Source organism: Flavobacterium sp. LM5 (genome assembly GCF_002017945.1).
GTDB lineage: Bacteria > Bacteroidota > Bacteroidia > Flavobacteriales > Flavobacteriaceae > Flavobacterium > Flavobacterium succinicans.
On record NZ_MUFX01000005.1, the window covers coordinates 278,657 to 298,906 of the forward strand.

Consider the following 20,250-nt stretch of genomic DNA (forward strand, 5'->3'; position numbering starts at 1 on the left):
ATGCATCCCAACGAACAACTCATCCATAAATTCTACACCGCTTTTCAAAATAACGATGCTCTTACCATGAAGCAATGTTACCACACTGACATTCAATTTAGTGATCCTGCTTTTGGACTTTTGAAAGAGGAGCAAGCCAGTATGATGTGGAAAATGCTTTTAGAAAGAGCCAAAGGTGCTATAAAAATAGAATATACCAATGTGAAAGCAGACGAAATCCATGGTAGTGCTACATGGGTTGCACATTACACTTTTTCACAAACTAACCGAAAAGTAATCAATCCTATCTCCGCTGAATTTGAATTCAAAGATGGGCTTATATACAAACATAACGACAATTTTGATGTATGGAAATGGTCCAAACAAGCACTTGGATGGAAAGGCTTTTTATTGGGATGGACAGGCTTTTTTCAAAAGAAAATTCAAGAAAAAGCATTGTATTCCTTAAAAAAATATAGTGAGCGACAAACCTCATAAAAAAAGGCTATCAAGAAAAAATTCTTCATAGCCCTTTTTAATATATTGTTTGTTATTCTACAAAAAGATACTTAGTATGTAATAAGTAATTGCTGCTAACAATGCTGAAATTGGAATGGTTAACACCCAAGCCCACATCAAACTTACGGTTACTCCCCAACGAACTGCCGAGACTCTATTCGTCAAACCTACTCCAATAATAGAACCAGTTATGGTATGCGTTGTACTTACTGGAATTTTTAAATGTTCTGTAAAATACAAAGTCAAAGCTCCCGCAGTTTCTGCAGCAACACCTTCAAAAGAAGTCACTTTAGTAATTTTAGAACCCATTGTTTTTACAATTTTCCAACCACCGCTTAAAGTACCTAAGGCGATAGCAGAATAACAAGCCAACGGAATCCATTGTGGCATATTAGAACCTTCACCATCATCATTAGGTAAAATAACATTCAACCAATCTGGCAATGATTCTTGAGTTACACCACTAGTATGAATATACACTGCTACAGCAGCTGCAATAATTCCCATTACTTTTTGAGAATCATTCCCTCCATGTCCTAAACTAAAAGCAGCGGAAGAAAGCAATTGGAATTTTTTTAACCAAGAGTTTGCTTGATGAATATTCAAATAACTAAAAATCAAACAAAATGTACTGATGGACAAAACAATAAATGCCACTAGCAACCATTTGATATTATGCGCTTCAAATGCCACGCTCCAAAATTGAGAATCTGGGAAACGAGGTTTTTCAATATCAGCAAAATATTTCATTTGCTTCTCAACAAACCAAACCGTTACCGCCATTAATGATAGAGTAAAAATCTTTGGATAAATGCTTTTCTTAGAAGAATTCAACAACCAAATCGAGATCAAATAAGATATTAAAGCTCCTAACAAAGGGGCCAAAACAATGAAGGCAATCACGATTAAAACTCCTGAAGGTAATCCACCATCTTTTCCTTCTTTGAACCAAGTTACAACTCCAAAACCAGCATGAGCAATAGCAGCACCTGCAAATCCACCAATTAAAGTGTGGGAAGAACTTGAAGGAATCCCTAACCACCATGTCAATAAATTCCATATGATCGCAGCAATAACACCAGCTAAGATCACAACTAAATTGATATCCATGGTACTAGCGGTTTTAGCCACCGTATCGGCTACCCCAAAACCAAAAACCCAGTAGGCTAAAAAGTTAAAAAACGCAGCCCAAAGTACCGCTTGAAATGGCGAGAGCACTTTAGTAGCTACCACTGTAGCAATAGCATTGGCGGCATCATGAAAACCATTGATATAATCAAAGATTAAAGCCAAAACTATAATAACTATTAATAAAGTAAATTCCATAATTGTATTTTATATAAAGAACAAAAGTTTAGGAATGTTTTACAGTGATAGACTCTAAAACACTAGCTACACTCTTACATTTGTCTGTAGCTGTTTCTAAAACTGACAGTACCTCTTTATATTTAATGATATTTTTTACATCCGTTTCGTTTTCGAAGATTTCAAAAACAGCTTTGTTGTAAACGTTATCCGACTTGTTTTCTAACTTATTAATTTTAGCACAAGCATTGGTTATGGTTTTCATGCGCTCTAAATTTTTCAACTCTTTCACCGCTTCATCAATATGATGACAAGCCTCAAGATTGATTTCTGTCAATTTACGAATCGATTTGGTGATTTTATCGACTTGATATAAACGCATTCTACTAGCCGCACCATGTAAATTATCAGCTACGTTGTCAATAGATGTAATTAAAGAATAAATATCTTCTCTATCAAATGGAGTGATAAAATTTCTACTCAACTCTAAGTTCGTTTGACGGGTAATATCTTCTCCACGTTGTTCTAATTCATCAATTTTCAAAAACAAAACTTCTCGTTCTTTCAAAGGCAAATTAACCGCTTCATGTAAATTCGAAGCCAATTCAATTAAATTACTAGAAGCTTCTTCGAAAAGTGGAAAGAATTTTTTGTCTTTTGGTACTAAAAATTGGAATAAACTATTAATTGTCATTTTTTATAGATTTAGAGTTGCAAAATTAGTTCATTATTTGCGGCTAATGTTAGCTTAATGTTATCAATTCGTCATCAATATGAAAACTATTCAAGAAGGAAATTGTCTTCTCAATATCGTAATGTAAAATTCGATCTTCATTAACAAATGGCACTTCTTGACGATACGAATTCAAGAACATTTCTATAAAATTACTAGACTGTAAAGGTCTTCTAAATTCTATGGCCTGCGAAGCGTTCATCAACTCAATCGCCAAAATACGCTCTAGATTATCCAATACTCGAAGACATTTTGTAGCTCCATTCGCCCCCATACTTACATGATCTTCTTGACCATTACTAGACACAATACTATCCACACTTGAAGGCGTTGCTAATTGCTTATTTTGACTCACAATACTTGCTGCGGTGTATTGCGGAATCATAAAACCTGAATTCAATCCAGGATTATCAACCAAAAAAGCTGGAAGATTTCGTAAGCCAGAAATTAATTGATAGGTTCTTCTTTCTGAAATACTTCCCAATTCAGCCAAAGCAATTGCCATAAAATCGAGCGCCAATGCCAGAGGTTGACCGTGAAAATTACCTCCAGAAATAATTTGATCACTTTCAATGAAAATATTTGGATTATCGGTAACCGAATTTATTTCGGTCTTAAACACTTTTTTCACATACTCCATGGCATCTTTTGAAGCGCCATGAACTTGAGGTATACATCTAAACGAATAGGGATCCTGAACATGTGCTTTGGGCTGCGCCACAATCTGACTTCCTTCAAGGAAATCATTCATGCGCTGTGCTGTTTGAATTTGCCCTTTATGAGGACGAATAAAATGAATCAATTCAGTAAACGGTTCTATGCGTCCATCAAAACCTTCTAAGGAAATTGCCCCAATTAAATCTGCAAAATAGGATAACTTATGCCCTTTAATTATAATATGAGCGCCGTAAGCAGCCATAAACTGAGTTCCGTTCAACAAAGCCAAACCTTCTTTGGATTGCAAAATAATAGGCTCCCAATTGAAACTAGCTAATATCTCTTTGGCAGCTACTTTATTCCCTTCAAAATACACCTCACCTTCTCCAAGTAAAGGTAGTGACAAATGAGCCAAAGGCGCCAAATCACCCGAAGCACCAAGGGACCCCAAAGTATAAACTACAGGATAAATTCCGTTGTTATAAAAATCCACCAAACGTTCAACCGTTTGCAATTGCACTCCAGAATGACCATAACTTAAGGATTGAATTTTAAGCAATAACATCAACTGAACAATAGCAAAAGGCACTTCCTCACCTGTACCACAAGCATGCGATTTAACTAAATTCTCTTGAAGTTTAGTAAGGTTTTCGTTAGAAATTTTAACATTACACAACGAGCCAAAACCAGTATTAATGCCATAAATAGGTTCGTTATGAGTAGCCATTTTTTTATCCAAAAAATCCCGGCATTTTTGAATATTCACTTTAGCCTCTTCAGACAAAGCAATAGTCTTTTGAAAAACAACAATCTCTTGAAGTGCTTCAAAAGTAAGGAGTTCGGTAGAAATATAATAGGTATTATCCATTTTAAGAATCGTTTAAGCGTCAAAATTGAATAAATTCGCAGTAATAAGCAACTGAAAATAGAAATAATTAAATTCAATCCGTCATTTTAACATTTACCTAGTCTGCTACTCCATAACATACAAATGCTGTTTATTCCGCTAGTACCAGCAACAGCCACTTCATTCTGAATTCTTTTCGACTCACATGTCTTTAGTTCCTACGTCTTATATCCATTAAGCACAGTGTTTTGCGTTAGGGATTGTAGTGAAAATCCTTTTTGAGGCTTTTTCAGCCTCAAAAAGATTGTAACGTAAAGCCCGGCCCTTGTGGTAACGCCCAAATAGTAAGATGTAAAAAATAAGTATATTTTGATAGCATTAAGCGATAACTAGCCAAAAACAAACTTACACAAGAGTTTTATTTTAGGTTAAAAACAGAATACCCTATCGGACAAGTATGATTAATAAAGCGTATATCACAATTATTTCACAGCTAAAATATATTTAATGTAATTTTAAGAAAATTTGTCAGTATATTTTAAAATATTCGTAAAAAGACACAACAGTTACAAATCTTTACAAAAAAACTGTACTTTTGAAAAATCACAATGGAAAACACTAATAGCATATACACACTACACATGACAACGCCAACTGGGGTTGCTTTTGCTGTTAGCACCATTTCTACCGCTACTACTACTACTACTACCCTTTAGGGGTATACACTTTTACATATCATCCGATTTACATCTCCCCTATTCTATAGACAATAGACTAATGGGAGGCAGCAAACCTTAGCATTCAATTAAATAAAACACAAAATGAGAGTATTAAAATTTGGCGGAACTTCTGTAGCCAATGCCGATAATATCAAATTAGTCTTAGCCATAATTTCAGGAAAAGCAGAAAAAGAACCACTTGCAGTAGTTGTTTCTGCCTTAAGCAAAGTCACAGATTTACTACAACTAGCTGCTTCTAAAGCCGCACAAAACGACGAAAGTTTTAGAGACATCGTTTTAGAAATTGAGAAAAAACACTTGGACACCTTAAAACAACTAATTCCAGTTAGCGAGCAAAGTGCTTTGTTGAGCCACATCAAACGCATCATCAATCACCTAGAAACATTGTTGGATGGTTGTTTCTTGTTAGGTGAATTATCTCCAAGAACTGCCGACACCATTTTAAGTTTTGGAGAATTATTATCTTCATTCATCATTGCTGAAGCTTTAAAACAAAACTTAAAAAGCAGTAGTTATAAAGACAGTCGTGAACTCATTAAAACCAACGCAACTTTTGGAAAAGCAAGCGTGAATTTTGAAGTAAGCAATCGTCTCATCCAAGATTACTTTGCAAACAATGATGCTAAAGTAGTGCTCCTTCCAGGTTTCATTGGAGCAACAGAAGATGGAATTACTACTACTCTAGGACGTGGTGGTTCAGATTATTCAGCGGCGATTCTTGCTAGTGCATTAGCAGTTGATGAACTAGAAATTTGGACAGATGTAAACGGAATGTACACTGCCAATCCTAAATTGGTAAAACAAGCACAACCTATTGCCACTATCTCTTATCAAGAAGCAATGGAGTTGTCTCATTTTGGGGCTAAAGTTTTATATCCACCAACTATTCAGCCGGTATTAAGAAAAAACATTCCAATACTTATTAAAAACACTTTTGAGCCAGAAGCAGAAGGCACTTTTATTTCGAATACAATTGCTGCTAATGGTTCACCTGTAAAGGGAATCAGTCATATTGACAACATCACACTTATTACGCTCGAAGGCTCGGGTATGATTGGCGTGGCGGGTTCTTCTAAACGTCTTTTTGAAGTATTGTCAAACGAAAACATCAATGTTATTTTCATTACGCAAGCCTCGTCAGAACATTCCATCTGTATTGGTATTTTGAATTCTGATGCAGAAAATGCAGAAATCGCCATCAACAAAGCGTTTGAAATTGAAATTACTCAAAACAAAGTCGAACCTTGCATCGTTGAAAAAAACCTATGCATTATTGCTTTAGTAGGCGAAAACATGAAGAACCATCAAGGGCTTAGCGGACGTATGTTTAGTACACTTGGGAAAAACAATGTCAATATTCGAGCGATTGCACAAGGGGCTTCAGAGAGAAATATATCTGTGGTCATCAATGAAAGAGATGTTAAAAAAGCCTTGAATACTTTACACGAAAACTTCTTTGAAGAAAACATCAAGCAACTCAACTTATTTGTCATGGGTGTGGGCAATGTTGGGGAAAAATTCATGGAGCAAATCCAGCAACAAAAGAAATTCCTAAAAGAGAATTTAAAAATCAATTTGCGTGTTATTGCTGTTTCTAATTCTAGAAACATGTATTTTGACGAAGAAGGCATGTCGCTCAAAGAATGGGCATCCCTTTTAGCAACTGGTGAACCCGCAAATGCCGAGGCTTTTATTGCTAAAGTAAAAGAACTCAATTTACGCAACAGCATATTTGTAGACATTACTGCCAATGAAAGTGTGTCTAAGCTTTATGAACAATTTTTAAGACAAAACGTAGCAGTAGTGACTTGTAACAAAATTGCTTGTTCATCGGCGTATGCCAACTACCAAAACCTTAAAAATTTATCCAGAAAATACAATGCTCCTTTCTTATTCGAAACCAATGTAGGTGCAGGATTACCAATTATTGACACAGTAAAAAACTTAATTGCATCAGGCGATAAAGTGCACAAAATACAAGCGGTTTTATCAGGAAGTTTGAATTTCATCTTTAATAATTTCGGTCCAAATTATTCTTTTCATGATGTAGTAAAAGAAGCAGGCGTTCAAGGATTTACAGAACCTGACCCAAAAATCGATTTAAGCGGAGTTGATGTAGCAAGAAAGATTTTAATCCTTATTAGAGAAAGCGGTTATCAAATGGAAATTGAAGACATAGAAAATCTTTCTTTCTTACCAGATGAATGCATGAAAACCAATAACAATGACGATTTCTTTAAATCACTTCTAACAAATGCCTCCCATTTTGAGCAATTATTAAAAGAAGCTAACGAAAAAGAATCCCGTCTCAAATTTGTTGCCCAATTCGAAAACGGCAAAGCCAATGTCGGATTGCAATTCATCGCCAAAGACCATCCGTTTTATAACTTAGAAGGAAAAGACAATATCGTGTTATTCTACACCGATCGTTATGTAGACCAACCGTTATTGATTAAAGGCGCTGGTGCTGGTGCTGCGGTTACGGCTTCAGGAATTTTTGCCGATGTCATTCGAATTGGAAATGTGTAGCTCCCTAACTCGCCACGGCGAAGAATCTCGAGAGCTTAAAATAAATATTAACTAATAAATCCTCTGTACTCCTCCCTTTTGGGGAGGTCGGGAGGGGCTGACTTATGAAAGAAATAAAACTATTTTGCCCGGCTACTATCGCTAATCTTTCTTGTGGATTTGATGTCTTGGGCTTGTGTTTGGCCACTGCAGGCGACGAAATGATTGTGCGAGCTTCTACCGAAAAAGGCGTTCGCATTACCAAAATCGTAGGGGCCGATTTACCTTTAGAAACTGAAAAAAACGTTGCTGGAGTAGCCGCTTTAGCCCTGCTAGAAGCTTTCGAAACAGAACTAGGTTTTGAAATCGAGATCTACAAAAATATCAAAGCTGGAAGCGGTATTGGAAGCAGTGCAGCGAGTTCAGCCGGAGCTGTTTTTGGAATTAATGAATTGCTAGGCCGCCCTTTTTCACGCAAGGAATTAGTACAATTTGCCATGCAAGGCGAAAAACTAGCCAGTGGCAATGCCCATGCTGATAATGTAGCCCCTTGCCTTTTGGGAGGCTTCACATTAGTAAGAAGTTCCAACCCTTTAGATATTATCAAAATCGACAGTCCCTCAGAATTATACGCCACGGTAGTTCATCCACAAATTGAACTCAAAACATCGGATGCGCGTTCGGTTTTGAAGCAAACTGTTTCCCTAAAAAGTGCCATTACACAATGGGGGAATGTGGGTGGTTTAGTCGCTGGCTTGTACACCCAAGATTACGAACTTATTGGGCGTTCATTGCATGACGAAATCATAGAACCCGTTCGCAGTATGTTGATTCCGGGTTTTGATGCCATCAAACAAACCGCTTACGAAAACGGTGCTTTGGGCTCTGGAATTTCAGGTTCTGGCCCTTCAATTTTTGCATTAAGCAAAGGCGAAACCAACGCTCAAAAGATAGCCGATGCCATGAGTAAAATTTATGAGGAAATGAATTTGCCCTACGAAATTCACGTGTCGAAAATCAATCCAGATGGAGTTAGTATAATAGCATAGCCCCCTAACCCCGAAGGGGAAAATATCATTAAGTTGAGAGATTTTAGATTGAAGATTAACGATTCTTGATTTTAGATTTTGGAGCAAGTGAGTAAAAATTATATCATTTTCAGCATCTTAAACATCAAAAATCGTTAATCAAAAATCAGCAATCATTTTATCATTTAGTCCTTAACTTAATAACATTGCCAAATGGGGAATACAGTTTTATTCAAGCAAAAGAACAAACCATAAACTAATCACTAAGGACTAATTACTAATTACTAATCACTAATTACTGTCAGCTCGAGCGCAGTCGAGAGCGACTATTCACTAAAAATGAAATACTACAGCTTAAACCATAATGCACCCAACGTTTCTTTTGAGGAAGCGGTGGTACAAGGACTGGCCTCCGATAAAGGCTTATATTTTCCTGAATCGATTCAACCTTTAGCGGCCGACTTTTTTGAAAACATCGAAAATTTATCCCACGAGGAAATCGCTTTTCAAGCCATTCAGCAATTTGTGGGCGACGAAATTCCAGCCGACACACTACGAAAAATCATAGCCGAAACGCTTTGCTTTGATTTCCCTGTAGTGGAAGTAGAAAACGGGATTTATTCTTTAGAATTATTTCACGGCCCAACGATGGCGTTCAAAGATGTTGGTGCGCGTTTCATGTCGCGTTGCATTGCTTATTTCAACCGAAACGACCCTTCCAAAAAGAATACAGTATTGGTAGCTACTTCTGGAGATACAGGCGGCGCCGTAGCCAGTGGTTTTTTGGGCGTGACTGGAGTGGATGTCGTGATTTTGTATCCATCAGGTAAAGTGAGCGACATTCAGGAACGCCAATTGACCACTTTGGGACAAAACATCAAAGCCCTCGAAGTAGATGGTGTTTTCGACGATTGTCAGGACATGGTCAAAAAAGCTTTTTTGGACTCTGAATTGGCCGCTGTTCATTTAACTTCTGCAAATTCTATCAATATTGCACGTTGGCTTCCCCAAATGTTCTACTTTTTCTTTGCTTACAAAGCCTTGAAACAACAGCAGAAACCCTTAGTCTTCTCTTGCCCGAGTGGAAATTTTGGCAACATTTGCGCGGGTATTATCGCTAAAAAATTGGGATTACCTATCGAACATTTTGTAGCTGCTACCAATGCCAACGATACCGTACCGCGTTTCCTAGAAAATGGCGTTTACGACCCAAAACCTTCCATCGCTACGATTTCGAATGCTATGGATGTGGGCAATCCGAGTAATTTTGTGCGCATCCAAGAAATGTATCAACATGATTTGAAACAATTCGAAAAAGACTTTTCATCCTACACCTTTAGCGATGCCGTGACACTCGAGGCCATGAAAACCATCCAAGAGCAAAAAGGCTACATCGCAGAACCACACGGAGCAGTAGGTTATTTAGGATTGAAAAAAGAGTTGCAAAACCATCCCGATGCCTTGGGAGTTTTTCTGGAAACCGCACACCCTATCAAGTTTTTAGACATCGTAGAACCCGCATTAGGCGTGACTTTACCCATTCCGCCACAAATAGAAAGTGTCTTAAACAAAGATAAAATAAGTACCAAAATCAAAACCTACGAGGAACTGAAAGCGTTTTTACAAAAAAACTAACTTTTTTTAAAATATTTAAAAAGGCTAAAATTAAAATTTAGCCTTTTTTTTTGAATAAATAAGAATAAGAAGAAAGCATAAATTAATATATTTGATAAAAAAAATCTTATGAAAAAATACGGCTTTATATTATTAATTGCGTTACTTTCTTCATTTACAAATCCAAAAGCAACAATCACTCTTTCAGGTAAAATTACAAATACCGAAGTCAAAAAAATCTGGATCAAAGGAGAGTCTTTTGAAAAAGAAATCGATTTAAAACTAGACGGAACATTTTCCGAAAAATTACTTATTGATTACGAAGGAATTTATACCATTGAAACTTCTAAAAATAGGATGCCCATCTATTTTTCAAAAGATTCTAAAATGAGTATAACTGCCGATGATACCAACTTCAATTCTACTCTAAAGTATACTGGCAAGGGAAGTATAGAAAATCAATATATTGCTAAAAAAACAATTATTGCATCGCAAACATCAAATGAAGAATTGTATAAATTGAATGAAATTGACTTTTTGAAAAAAGTAAAGGAGATCAAAAATTCTATTGACATTTTATATCAAAAAACTAAATTTTCAGACTCCAATTTCAAAGAAAAAGAGGCAATAAGCATTCATTACTTAGAACAAAGAAATTTATTGTATTATATAAAAATGCATGGCTATTATGCTAATTTGAATGGATTTGAAGTATCTGATACATTTCCGAAATTTGACAAAAAAATAGATTTAGACAATGAATCCTATTTTTTGTTCTCTATTGAATATCAAGATATTGTAATGGCAAAATTCTATGAAAATATTAAAGGAAATGGAACAAGCTTTTTTGTTTCAGCAAAGGATGCCATTCCTGAAATCAAAGCACTAAAAAGTCAAAGTATTAAGAATCGATTAATTCTATATGGCATTAATGATATTAACATTGAAAATGCAAATTTCAAAAACACATACAACGAATTCCTTTCCATTACAAGTGATCCAAAAATCGAGGAAATTCTATCTAATAATTACAATAAAACAATAGCAGTCGAACCAGGAAAACCTTCTCCATTTTTTAATTATGAAAACCACAAAGGAGGAACAACATCCTTAGAAAGTTTGAAAGGAAAAAACGTTTATATTGATGTTTGGGCTACTTGGTGTGGACCTTGCCGTGAAGAAATACCAGCACTAGAAAAAATTGAAGAGCAATTTCAAGGCAAAAACATTGTTTTTGTAAGCATTTCAATTGATAATAGTAAAGACCGAGAAAAATGGAGTAAACTAGTTACTGATAAAAAGATGAGTGGAATTCAATTATTGGCAGATAATGAATGGGATTCAAAGTTTATAAAAGAATATAATATTACTGCAATACCTAGATTTATCCTAATTGATTCAAATGGCAATATTGTGAATGCGCAAGCACCTTTTCCATCCGACCCAAAACTGATCGAATTATTGAACAGTTTGAAATTATAACTTAAATTTAATTAATCAAACAACCTGTTCCACCTCCAAATTCAAAGTACTTTAAACCAAGAAAAATAAGTACCAAAATCAAAACCTACGAGGGATTGAAAGCGTTTTTACAAAATCAATAATTCCTCCTCTACCCTATCCATAAGCGATTTCTGTAAAGGAGTCGCTTTTTTTTAGGAGCTTAATCCTGCTGTCCGCTGCAATCTCCGTCTCGCGTGGCTTTTTTGGCTGGGCGGCAAAGGAGCTTCTTAGGTCGCTCTTTCCCACCCGCCAAAAAATAGCCACCCGAGCCAGAGGATTTCCACTCCCATCAGGGCTAGGGAAATAAGAAATTAGAAGTTAGAAATAAGAAATAAGAAAGCAGAAAAGGCAGAAGGGAAAAGGTAGAAGGCTTCTTACTTCTGACTTCTGACTATTCACTTTTCACTTTTCACTTTTTTCATTATCTTTAACTCTCTAACTATAAGCCTTATGCACTGGAAAGCCCAATTAATTACACACCGAAAAGAAAAGAGAATAGCCGTTTATTTCGAAAAAGACGCTGCATTAATCTCCCGCATCAAGCAACTTGAAGGCTCCCGATGGAGTCAAACCTTAGCCGTTTGGCATTTGCCAGATACCTTAGAAAACCGGATTCGGTTTAAAATTCCAACTTTATCACACACTATTCCTTCTGAAGAAGGCATAGGACAAATCGAAAAATTTAAACAATGGATGCGTTCGAAACGGTATAGTGAAAGCACGATAACGACCTATTGCGAGGCTTTAAAATCCTTTTTGTTTTTTTATCGCGAAAAACCCATTGCCGAAATCACCAATGAAGATTTAATAGTATATAACAACGAATATATTTTGGAAAAAAAACTGTCTGCCTCTTACCAAAATCAGATGGTCAATGCCCTAAAATTATTTTTTCAAACCATTCGAGAAACCAAGATGATGGTAGATAAAATCCACCGTCCCAAACGTGAAAAAGTACTCCCCAACGTGTTGAGCAAGGAGGAAGTAAAGGCGATATTGAACGCACATAGCAATATCAAACACAAAACCATGCTTTCGTTAATTTATAGTTGTGGGTTACGTTGTGGTGAGTTATTATCCTTGCAACCAGTACATATTGACTCCAAGAGAAATATAGTATTAATCAAAAATGCCAAAGGTAAAAAAGACAGAATCGCTCCTTTATCTCCCAAAATATTAGAAATGCTTAGAGAGTACTATAAAGCATACCAACCTACTAACTATTTGTTCGAAGGGCAAAGTAAAGGACAACCTTATGATGCCAGAAGTTTACAACTCATACTCAAACAAGCCCTTCGAAAAACAGCAATCCCTAAACCCGCTACTTTACATTGGTTGCGCCACAGTTTTGCCACTCATTTATTAGAAAGTGGCACCGATTTACGATACATTCAAGAATTATTAGGCCATAATAGTAGTAAAACCACCGAGATTTACACTCATGTTAGTACGAAAAGTTTGCAACAAATTAAAAGTCCTTTTGATGATTTGTAAGAAAAAAAATAATATATTTGAAAAACAATTAAGCGAAACCAACCTTCGCATAGCCACCCAAATATAGGTGTATATACGAAGGTTTGTTTCGTGTATATGCTAGTTGGAGGTAATTGGACCGTGCCACTTAGACTACGACGTTTTTTCACAATGAATTTTCGGGATATTTTTTTGGGATGTTTAGAAGAATAAAGCATTTAGGCTTCAAGTCTTTCGATTGGGAATCGTAGAAAGTTCACTTTCAATACGTTTGACAACGTAAAAGACTTGGCTAAGTTATCGAAAATAAATGACAAAGTCAATACTATATTTATTTTTGCTAACTTAAACATCACCAAAAAAATAGAGCCCTAAAACCCCTATTATTGACTTCGCCTAGCAGGCTTGCTAAGCGCAATAAATAATTGGTTTCATTGAATAGCATTGTGTTGAAAAAAAAAGAGAGGAGTAGTCTATCCAACTCCGTTACTTAATTAAGCGATGGTTGTGCATAATTAAGTAACTACCCCCAACAGCGGCTATGCAAAATGCCTTCCGCTTTTTTAGATAAAAATAGTACAAATTAAAAAATTTGGCTATTTTAGCTATCATTAGTGAAGCGGCGAAAGAAGGCACTTCGCATAGCCGCAAACGTTAGCTGCAAGGCTACACAACACCGCTAATAGACAAACATCCCTTGAAATAATAGGGAGCTGACCCGATTAAGGTGTCAGCCCCTACTAAAAAAAATCTACTCAACACCTAACTGTAATTTTGCAGAACTAAGATGAATTTCATCTTGTGTTTCTAAAGCAAAATATCCATAAGCTAGAGGTGCGGCAGCAGCTCGTTCAACTGCTTGTTCAAACAGTTTATCCCATACTTCTCCACCTTGTTTTTCGTATGCCGAAATTAAATTTTTCAGACTTTCTTCACCGAAAACAGTAACGTGACCTGAAAAATCTTGTGCTATATCGCTGACTTGTGCAGTTGACCAATCAATAATTCCACAAACTTCTCCATTATGATGAGTAAGTGTATGACCTGCATACAAATCACCGTGAATGAATTTTGTAAAATTCGGCCATAAGGCATCATTATCCAGCCATTTTTGGTACCGAAGTTCTAATTCGGCATTTATCCCTAATTCAGATTTCACCAAAATCAATCTTTCAGAAATCTCATTTCTAACCTGTTCAGGTGTCAAAACTTTTAGATTATTACGAAGTACTTCTTCCGTAGGAATTGAATGAAGTTCTATAAGTGCTTTCGCTAATGATGGTATATAAAGGTCGTTTTCTTTAGACATATTCCAGGTTACTTCATAAGTCTCCGCATCATAAGTAAGTGCAGGTTTTCCATCGAGCAAAGGATAGGCTACCAGTTTTTCATTAGCTATACGCCAATCAGGAACTTGAACCGAAAGGTATTTCGACACCAATTGAAGAATGCGTTTCTCATTCGCAATCTGTTCGCCTAAGGTTGTTCTTCTTGGAATACGCAACAACCACTTTGTGCCATCCCTATCTGTAGCGAAACCAACCTTAAAATCAATTCCCATTTCATTAAAACTCATTTCATCCGAAAGAATTAACCCATTTCTTTCCGCTAATTTTTGAATATCTCTATTTTTCATTTTTTTAAATATTTTTGATTTTACCTACTTGCATTAAGTTGCGAGTGCTAAACGAAAGAATACCCACAAGGATTGCCAAACAACCGCTTATGATAAACGTAATGTTTACACCAATAACTTCTGCAATCAGGCCTGTGAATAATAAACCGATTACACTTGGCAAAACTGCCAAACTATAATAAAGTGAAAATACACGTCCTAATTTTTCAGGACTTACCTCTGTTTGTACAATTGCTGTAAAACAGCCATTGAAAACAGACAGGCTGATACCGCCAATGGCTGTTACCATCACAAATCCTACAAACCAACTTGCAGGTAATACACCACTCAAAATAAATGTAAGTCCCAATAATACATACATAACATTGACTGCGACTACTTTTGAGCCTTTCAATTTGAAAATACTCAGGATGACACCGCCAATAAGCATACCTCCGCCCCAAACCACTTCTACAATTCCTATCTCCCATTTTCCTCCTGCAAAATGCCCTGTTGTGAGCAACGGAAACATAATGGCAGCTGGCATTATAACAAAGGTTATCGCCATTGCATAAAGAAAAAGATAACGCAAACCTTTGTTTTTTGAAACAGTCTGAAACCCTTCCGAAAATTCTGTAGCAATAGAATGTGCAGACGATTTTGACTTCGCAACCACATTGGGAATTTTCACCATCACGAGTGAAAGAATAGCCAGCAATGCTCCAATCAAATCCAAGTACAATACTTTTGAAATAGGAAGATAAGCAATGGCTAATGTGCCAATGGCAGGACCACCAATACTGCAAACCGAATGTAACACCTGATTAATTCCTGCTACCTTTATCAATTCATTTTGGGGTACAATCAGCGGAGCAATTGCCTGTAGTGCCGGAGCGTGAAAAGCATTACCAACAGAGCGTAAACCCAATAAAATGTATATCCATATAAGATTAACATTTTCATTTTGTAAAATGACGAGTAACAAAAGGGCACAGAGAGCTATAAAAGCATCCGAAAAAATCATTACATATTTACGTTTGAGACGGTCAACATATACACCTGCTATTAAGCCTATCAATGCTTGAGGCAACATAGCTGCTATTCCTGCGTAGGCTAAAACTTCGGCTGACTTGTACTCCAGACTAAGCCATATAACAATAGCAAACTGAACAGCATAACTTGTAAGCATTGAAGCAAACTGTCCAGCCCATATAAACATATAGGTCTTAAACCATTTACGGTTTTCCATAAAAACTTGATTAAATTATACAACAAAATAATTGTAGCATAATACTAATAGAGTACTATACCATAAAAGTGGGTTTTGAAGAGAATTACCCTAATAATTATTTAATCCAAGGCTTTGCCACGTGTTGTATACTTTTTGGAAGTGAAGCCACAAAAGTACAAATTATTATCTCAAAAAATAAGCTATTTTAGCAAAATTAAGCCCAGCAGCTAACAAGGGTTTTGCAATAGTGGGGCGAAACTGCAAAGTTCAACTGTTGTTCTTCGGTTCAACTTTTGTGCAAAATTGAAGATTTGTGCTTCGATTGCCCCACCATCGCAAAGCCCCAAAACGTTGGAGGTAATTGGACCGTGCCACTTAGACTACGACGTTTTTTCACAATGAATTTTCGGGATATTTTTTTGGGATGTTTAGAAGAATAAAGCATTTAGGCTTCAAGTCTTTCGATTGGGAATCGTAGAAAGTTCACTTTCAATACGTTTGACAACGTAAAAGACTTGGCTAAGTTATCGAAAATAAATGACAAAGTCAATACTATATTTATTTTTGCTAACTTAAACATCACCAAAAAAATAGAGCCCTAAAACCCCTATTATTGACTTCGCCTAGCAGGCTTGCTAAGCGCAATAAATAATTGGTTTCATTGAATAGCATTGTGTTGAAAAAAAAAGAGAGGAGTAGTCTATCCAACTCCGTTACTTAATTAAGCGATGGTTGTGCATAATTAAGTAACTACCCCCAACAGCGGCTATGCAAAATGCCTTCCGCTTTTTTAGATAAAAATAGTACAAATTAAAAAATTTGGCTATTTTAGCTATCATTAGTGAAGCGGCGAAAGAAGGCACTTCGCATAGCCGCAAACGTTGGAGGTAATTGGACCGTGCCACTTAGACTACGACGTTTTTTCACAATGAATTTTCGGGATATTTTTTTGGGATGTTTAGAAGAATAAAGCATTTAGGCTTCAAGTCTTTCGATTGGGAATCGTAGAAAGTTCACTTTCAATACGTTTGACAACGTAAAAGACTTGGCTAAGTTATCGAAAATAAATGACAAAGTCAATACTATATTTATTTTTGCTAACTTAAACATCACCAAAAAAATAGAGCCCTAAAACCCCTATTATTGACTTCGCCTAGCAGGCTTGCTAAGCGCAATAAATAATTGGTTTCATTGAATAGCATTGTGTTGAAAAAAAAAGAGAGGAGTAGTCTATCCAACTCCGTTACTTAATTAAGCGATGGTTGTGCATAATTAAGTAACTACCCCCAACAGCGGCTATGCAAAATGCCTTCCGCTTTTTTAGATAAAAATAGTACAAATTAAAAAATTTGGCTATTTTAGCTATCATTAGTGAAGCGGCGAAAGAAGGCACTTCGCATAGCCGCAAACGTTGGAGGTAATTGGACCGTGCCACTTAGACTACGACGTTTTTTCACAATGAATTTTCGGGATATTTTTTTGGGATGTTTAGAAGAATAAAGCATTTAGGCTTCAAGTCTTTCGATTGGGAATCGTAGAAAGTTCACTTTCAATACGTTTGACAACGTAAAAGACTTGGCTAAGTTATCGAAAATAAATGACAAAGTCAATACTATATTTATTTTTGCTAACTTAAACATCACCAAAAAAACAGAGCCCTAAAACCCCTATTATTGACTTCGCCTAGCAGGCTTGCTAAGCGCAATAAATAATTGGTTTCATTGAATAGCATTGTGTTGAAAAAAAAAGAGAGGAGTAGTCTATCCAACTCCGTTACTTAATTAAGCGATGGTTGTGCATAATTAAGTAACTACCCCCAACAGGCCGATTGGCAAAAGAAAAAAAGGCCAAATCTTGACACCGTCAAGGCCTTTTTTTCCTTCGCCAAGCGGCCGGTACGTTATAGGCAAGCGTATTAGACGACACAACAACCATTAAACTGACAGACAATTATCGAAACATTGGGACAACATATAAACTTAACAGCGGACTTTTTTCCGACACGACAGCCCAACGCTTCGTGTTTTATTTTTTTTGCCGACCCGCATTTTTTAAAAACAATTTTAGCCAGCCGCACAAATGGCACATTTGGTTTTGCCCGACACACAAGCCGACCCTTCGCAAAACCAAAAGAGCCATTTTTTGCCAACGCACTTATTTTATGTACCATTGAATTAATAAGCAAAATCTAAAAACATGGCTAAAGGAAAAAGCGGACGAGCTAAAAGAAGAAAATTAGAAAGAGATTTGGCTAAAGGGAAATCATCTTCTAATATTAGCGGTAAACAAATATTCAATAGTCTTAAATATGTTTTAAATGACACACAAGCCAAATCACTTTTTAATTCCTTGTCTAAGGAAAGAATAAATGAAGTTAAAGGTAATTTATTGCCAAAGACTTATTCTGAACTAAGAAAATCGGGAAATCATTCATCTAAAGACGAATTTGCAAAAGAAATTATTTGGTATTCAAATGAACTGTTGGACTACCAAAATGAAATCAATGAGTTTTTAAATCTTGAAAGCAAATTTGAATGTAGCTTTTTAGCTGGGAATTATAAGAATTCGAGTTTAATCCTTGATGAAATCGAAACCAAAATTTGTGTATCACAATGGAGTATTGAAAAGCGTCTTTTGATAGCTGAATATGAAACAGGTTTCAAAAAAAACAAAGAAGTTCTGGCTAGTATTATTTTGACTGATAATGACCCAATAACTAATTTAATATCAAAGTATCAAAGCATAAGAATTGAAAAGAAACTATCCTTCTTTAAGTACGAAGAGATATTTAATAACTTGTTAGCTGCATATTCAAACTCTAAAGCAAGTGAATATTTATGTTTTAAACTGAATTTTTTCAAACAAGGAAAATATAATCACAAGGGTTTCATATTAAGTATTGAAAACTCGGGTTCAATTATTGATAAATATAAATCATTTATACAATGTGTACTTTTATTTATTAGTGAAATTGAAAGAGACAAATCAATTGAGAGTATCCTGAAAATAAATTTAGGCAAATTACTAAATAGGATAAATGATAATCGAATAATAAATTCGTTATACGCAATAGGTGAAACCCCCAGTTTTAAAATTAACTCAAAGAATGAACAACTTTTAAATATTACTGATAATTACTTGCAAGGGAAGTACGAATTAGTATTAAAAGGTTTGGAGTCTTTTTTAATTGATAATTCAAATTGCTTTGAATTATATGAATTTTATATAAAATCTACAATAAATCTAAAAAGAACTTTCAAAAATCCTTTTCCAATAGACTCATTTGCTGGGAAATGCCTAGAAGATTTAAACAATATTTTTAATAAAAATAACAAGACTGAAAATTCACTTATAAACGCTATAAAAACTTATAATTCTATAGGAAATATAAGTTGGAGTTATAAATACTTTGCATTTGTATATAATGAACATGCTTCAAACTTTGACTCAATTGATATTAATAGATACTCCCATTTGAACTCATCTTATTTCAATTCAGCCAATACTCTTTTTTTAAAAAATATTGATACATCAAAAATATATTTATCCAAGATAAATGAATCTAAACCCTATATTTCTGTTGATTTTTATGAACAAGTAAATAATATAATAAATGGTAAGTCAACAAACAAAATTAGCCTAGCTGTTGAACCGTTTCGTGAAATTCTATATTACTGCCAAGCCTTACAAGTATCTGCGAATTATGAATTAGCACTCTATTCATATCAGAATTTACTTGCATCTTCTGAACATAAATCAGCTTTTGAATCCCAGCATAATTTAATAGAGGTAGTACAAGGAATTTTAAATTGTTTGCTAAACCTTAATAAATTGCAAGATGCAGTGATTCTAATAGCAAGCTATAACATTGCAAATCCAAATTTTTCAAATCGACTTAGGTCTGACTTTTTACTGAAAAAAATCATTGAATCTGACAATGAGGATTTGAAGAAAGAAATTTCAACACCTATAGTTCTGCACCAATATAAATCATTTATAAATCCAAATGATATTTGGATTGCATATGATGAATTTTTATTTTCTTTTGACTTAGATTATCCAAAAGAGATTGAAAGTATAATAGATGAAATTGATAAATCAAAAACAATATTTTTTAAAAAACATATGCAAACAAGAAGTTTTTGATTCTTCTCATAAGTTTGAAAATCAAGACCAGTTAGATAATGAAAGGATTGAAATTTGCTCATTATTAACTCGAATTGACAGAGATAATTTTGAAGAATACATTAACGAAATTTCAGAAATTAATAGAAATCTATTGATTCGACAAGGTATTAAACAAATAGATGAGAGTAAAATTTATGTCGATGTTAAAGGAATCAAAAATTTTCTTGAAAAAGACATTAAAGAAAGTTTTGATAGAAGCATGAATCTACAAACGCTTTCTTTGGACCAAATTCAAAAATTAGATTTAAACAGTGACAACGTAATGATACCGTATTACGATGAACCGAGTATTTCAAACAAAACAGAACAT

13 protein-coding genes are annotated in these 20,250 nt (G+C 35.2%); 8 read left to right on the forward strand and 5 right to left on the reverse strand.

What is annotated here, in order from left to right; genetic code table 11:
- Complete coding sequence (locus BXU11_RS15085) at nucleotides 1–477, forward strand: nuclear transport factor 2 family protein (RefSeq protein ID WP_078213148.1); 477 nt, start codon at nucleotides 1–3, stop codon at nucleotides 475–477.
- Between the two features lie 57 nt (nucleotides 478–534).
- Here the strand turns inward: BXU11_RS15085 and BXU11_RS15090 are convergent, their stop codons facing one another.
- From BXU11_RS15090 to hutH, 3 genes are read right to left on the reverse strand one after another with little or no spacing between them, the layout of a single operon-like run.
- Entirely contained in the window at nucleotides 535–1,824 is a 1,290-nt protein-coding gene (locus tag BXU11_RS15090) for an inorganic phosphate transporter (protein ID WP_024980907.1), read from the reverse strand.
- A 28-nt stretch (nucleotides 1,825–1,852) separates the two neighbouring features.
- Complete coding sequence (locus tag BXU11_RS15095; RefSeq protein WP_024980908.1) at nucleotides 1,853–2,497, reverse strand: DUF47 domain-containing protein; 645 nt, start codon at nucleotides 2,495–2,497, stop codon at nucleotides 1,853–1,855.
- Between the two features lie 49 nt (nucleotides 2,498–2,546).
- Nucleotides 2,547–4,061 (reverse strand): histidine ammonia-lyase, encoded by a 1,515-nt coding sequence (hutH, locus tag BXU11_RS15100; RefSeq protein ID WP_078213149.1) that lies wholly within the window; start codon nucleotides 4,059–4,061, stop codon nucleotides 2,547–2,549.
- Nucleotides 4,062–4,861: 800 nt separating this feature from the next.
- Here hutH and thrA point away from each other — a divergent pair.
- The 5 genes from thrA to xerA all read left to right on the forward strand — a co-directional run bounded on the left by thrA (nucleotide 4,862) and on the right by xerA (nucleotide 12,927).
- Nucleotides 4,862–7,309 (forward strand): bifunctional aspartate kinase/homoserine dehydrogenase I, encoded by a 2,448-nt coding sequence (thrA, locus tag BXU11_RS15105; protein ID WP_078213150.1) that lies wholly within the window; start codon nucleotides 4,862–4,864, stop codon nucleotides 7,307–7,309.
- A gap of 104 nt (nucleotides 7,310–7,413) precedes the next feature.
- Nucleotides 7,414–8,337 (forward strand): homoserine kinase, encoded by a 924-nt coding sequence (locus BXU11_RS15110; protein WP_078213151.1) that lies wholly within the window; start codon nucleotides 7,414–7,416, stop codon nucleotides 8,335–8,337.
- A gap of 318 nt (nucleotides 8,338–8,655) precedes the next feature.
- Nucleotides 8,656–9,951, forward strand: a complete 1,296-nt coding sequence (thrC, locus tag BXU11_RS15115) for a threonine synthase (RefSeq protein WP_078213152.1) — start codon at nucleotides 8,656–8,658, stop codon at nucleotides 9,949–9,951.
- A gap of 108 nt (nucleotides 9,952–10,059) precedes the next feature.
- Nucleotides 10,060–11,412, forward strand: coding sequence for a TlpA disulfide reductase family protein (locus BXU11_RS15120; protein WP_078213153.1), 1,353 nt, complete (start codon nucleotides 10,060–10,062; stop codon nucleotides 11,410–11,412).
- Nucleotides 11,413–11,883: 471 nt separating this feature from the next.
- The gene (gene xerA, locus BXU11_RS15125) at nucleotides 11,884–12,927 is read left to right on the forward strand and encodes a site-specific tyrosine recombinase/integron integrase (protein WP_078213154.1); all 1,044 of its coding nucleotides are present in this window, start codon (nucleotides 11,884–11,886) and stop codon (nucleotides 12,925–12,927) included.
- Between the two features lie 730 nt (nucleotides 12,928–13,657).
- Here the strand turns inward: xerA and mph are convergent.
- Nucleotides 13,658–14,542 (reverse strand): Mph(E)/Mph(G) family macrolide 2'-phosphotransferase, encoded by an 885-nt coding sequence (gene mph / locus BXU11_RS15130; RefSeq protein ID WP_078213155.1) that lies wholly within the window; start codon nucleotides 14,540–14,542, stop codon nucleotides 13,658–13,660.
- A 4-nt stretch (nucleotides 14,543–14,546) separates the two neighbouring features.
- A complete protein-coding gene (gene mef(C) / locus BXU11_RS15135; protein ID WP_078213156.1) occupies nucleotides 14,547–15,770 on the reverse strand; it encodes a macrolide efflux MFS transporter Mef(C) in 1,224 nt (407 codons plus the stop codon).
- A 2,178-nt stretch (nucleotides 15,771–17,948) separates the two neighbouring features.
- Here mef(C) and BXU11_RS15145 point away from each other — a divergent pair.
- On the forward strand, nucleotides 17,949–19,898 hold the full coding sequence (locus BXU11_RS15145; protein ID WP_078213158.1) for a hypothetical protein: 1,950 nt from the start codon (nucleotides 17,949–17,951) through the stop codon (nucleotides 19,896–19,898).
- Nucleotides 19,837–20,250: hypothetical protein (locus tag BXU11_RS15150; protein WP_223253745.1), on the forward strand; the 414-nt coding region annotated here is incomplete at its 3' end. The genes BXU11_RS15145 and BXU11_RS15150, both read left to right, overlap by 62 nt.